Annotated in this window: 2 protein-coding genes; one reads left to right on the top strand and one right to left on the bottom strand. The window is 74.3% G+C overall.

Going from position 1 to position 2,985, the window contains the following annotated elements; translation table 11 throughout:
- Positions 1-43: 43 nt before the first annotated feature.
- A complete protein-coding gene (locus AC5LUJ_RS11125; RefSeq protein WP_250290046.1) occupies positions 44-985 on the bottom strand; it encodes a PHP domain-containing protein in 942 nt (313 codons plus the stop codon).
- A 399-nt stretch (positions 986-1,384) separates the two neighbouring features.
- Between AC5LUJ_RS11125 and AC5LUJ_RS11120 the strand changes: the two genes are divergently transcribed.
- A partial coding sequence (locus AC5LUJ_RS11120) for an alkaline phosphatase D family protein (RefSeq protein WP_493464902.1) occupies positions 1,385-2,985 on the top strand: 1,601 nt, incomplete at its 3' end.

Here is a 2,985-nt window from a genome sequence, read left to right as displayed (position 1 = left end):
CGGGCGGACGGTCGTGGCTGGCCGTTGACCGGCCGGTGACCGGTCAGCGGGCTGGTGCCGCCGGGCCGGTCAACGGTTCGGCGCCGCGGGCCGCGGCGACCAGCGCGTCCAGCGCCCGCCGGGAGGTCGTCTCCGCGCCGAGCGGCTGGGGCTTGCTCGCCCCGTGGAAGTCGCTCGCGCCGGTGGCGATCAGATCCAGGTCCGCGGCCAGCCGGCGTAGCCGGGCGCGGGCGTCCGGGGTGTGGTCGGGATGGTCCACCTCCAGGCCGCCGAGGCCGTCGCGGGCCAGCCGCGCGATCACGTCCGGGCCGATGGTCGGGCCCCGCCTGCCGGCGAACGCGTGCGCCAGCACACTGACCCCGCCGGCCTCGCGGACGAGACGGATCGCCTCGGCCACATCCGGTTCGTCCTTGTCCACCCAGTAGCGGCCGCTGGGGCCGATCCAGGCGGGGGTGAAGGCGTCCTGGACGGCGTCCACCAGGCCGGCCTCGACAAGGGCCTCGGCCACGTGCGGGCGTCCGACCACGCCGTCGGCCAGGGCGCGGACCCGCTCCCAGGACACCGGATGGCCGTCGGCGGCCAGCTTCTCCACCATGCGCCGGGCACGGCTGACCCGTTCGTCGCGCAGCCGGGCACGGACCGCGGCGAACGCCGGCTCGGCCGGGTCGAACAGGTAGGCGAGCAGGTGCAGGCTCACCCAGCGGCCGCGGCCGGCCCGCACCCGGCAGGAGATCTCCGCTCCCGGCAGCAGGGTGAGGCCGACGGGCAGCGCGGCCGCGGCCTCGGCCAGGCCCGCGGTGGTGTCATGATCGGTGAGTGCGATGGCGGCCAGGCCCGACGCGGCCGCGAGGCGGACGACGTCGGCGGGCGGCAGCAGGCCGTCCGACGCCGTCGAATGGGTGTGCAGGTCAGCCGCGTCCGCCGGGACCACCGGGACCACCGGGACCACCGGATGCGCGTTCAGGCCGCTCTCCCTTCCCGCCATGGGCCTGCCCTTCCCGCGGGGGGCTTTCCCGTCCGCGGGCCATGCCCGGAGCGGGGGAGCACATGCGCGGGATCACATATGTGGAATTACATATGCGGGAACGGGCGCGGAACACCGGTTTCCGCGCGGCCACCCGTCCACGATATCTGTTGGATCTGCTGGGCATCCGCCCGACGGTATCCGTTCGGCCGTGCCCGCTTGCCGTATCCGCTTTGACGGTGTCCGCTCCGGTGGCCCGCGGCGGTTCGCCCGTGGTTTTTCCGGGATCACTTTCCGCTGTGACCGAGTCGCCGCCAACGTCCCGGTACTGTGACGGTTGGCCCCGTGACGACGGCGGGCGTCGTGACTCCTGGATGCTCCGGGCGGGATTCTGGGCGGGATGTTGTGAACAGGACTTCGATGGGCCGGGGCACTCCGGCGGGCGGGAGCGCCGCGGCTACCGGCCCCGTAGCCGGCGGCGCGGGCGGCGGCCCGCGGCAGTGGGGCCGGGCCGGCGTCGCGTCCCGGCGGGGCTTCCTCGCGGGCGGGGCGCTGCTGCTGGCGGCCGTGGGCTGCTCGGACGGCGGGCCGTCCGGTGGCGGCACGCCCGCCCCGCCGCTCCCGACGGGGCGGGCGACGCTGCGGCCGGCGACCCCGGTCCCCGGCGTCGGTGACGGGGTGTTCTCCCTCGGTGTGGCCAGCGGCGATCCGCTGCCCGACGGGGTGATCCTGTGGACGCGGCTGGTGGCGCCGCCCTCGGCCGGCACGCCGCTGCCCAGCAGCGACATCCCGGTCGACTGGCAGGTCGCCGCCGACGAGAGGTTCGCCGACGTCGTCGCGACCGGGACGCAGGCCGCCACGCCGGGGCTGGCGCACTCGGTGCACGTCGACGTCCGCGGGCTGCGGCCGGGCCGGGTGTACTTCTACCGGTTCCGCGCCGGCACCGTGCTAAGCCCCGTCGGCCGGACCCGCACCGCGCCGGCCGGCTCGGCCGCGGCGTCGAGCCTGCGTTTCGCGCTGGCGAGCTGCCAGGACTTCCAGAACGGCTACTGGCCGGCGTACAGCGCGATCGCCGCCGACGATCTCGATCTTGTCGTCCATGTCGGTGACTACATCTACGAGTACGACCCGAACAGCCGGTTCCCGGACCGCCGGCACACCGCCCCGGCCACCCCCGGGCTCAACCAGCTCCGGGCCCTCGACGACTACCGGAATCGTCACGCGCAGTACAAGTCCGATCCCGCTCTGCGGGCCGCGCACGCCGCCGCGCCCTGGGTGGCCGTCTGGGACGACCACGAGACCGAGAACGGCTACGCCGGCCTCACCGACGAGTCCGGCGACAGCGGGGACAAACACCAGGATCCGGCCGTGTTCGCCCGGCAGCGGGCCGCCGCCTACCAGGCGTACTACGAGCACATGCCGATCCGGGTCAGCTACACCCCCGGCTCGCCGGACCTGCGGCTCTACCGCCGGTTCACCTTCGGTGACCTGCTCACCCTCAACATGATGGACACCCGGCAGTACCGCACCCCGCAGCCCGGCCGGGTCTCCCAGGACATCGGCAACGCGTCGCTGGGGGAGAACAACACCGCCGGGACGATGGCCGGCGCCGAGCAGGAGGCCTGGCTCGTCGACGGCCTGCGGGCATCGACCACCCGGTGGAACGTGATCGCCCAGCAGACGATGATGGCCCAGCTGCACGCGCGGATCGCCCCCGGCCTCGGCGACGTGCTGGCCAACCTCGACCAGAACGACGGCTACGTGCCGTACCGCACCCGCCTGCTGTCCGCCGTCCGCGACAGCCGGGCACGCAACCCGGTGGTGCTCTCCGGCGACATCCACTCCGCGTGGGTGAACGACCTGCGGGCCGACTTCAACCGGCCGGAGACGCCGGTGATCGGCACCGAGTTCGTCTGCACGTCCATCAGCTCGGGGTTCCTGCTGGTCGACGACGATCTCATCCGGACGAACAACCGGCTGCTCAACCCGCACGTGCGCTACTTCCGCGGGGACCGGCGCGG

The sequence above is a fragment of the Protofrankia sp. CiP1_Cm_nod3 genome, assembly GCF_982290655.1.
This window is presented reverse-complemented; position numbering and strand designations above follow the sequence as displayed.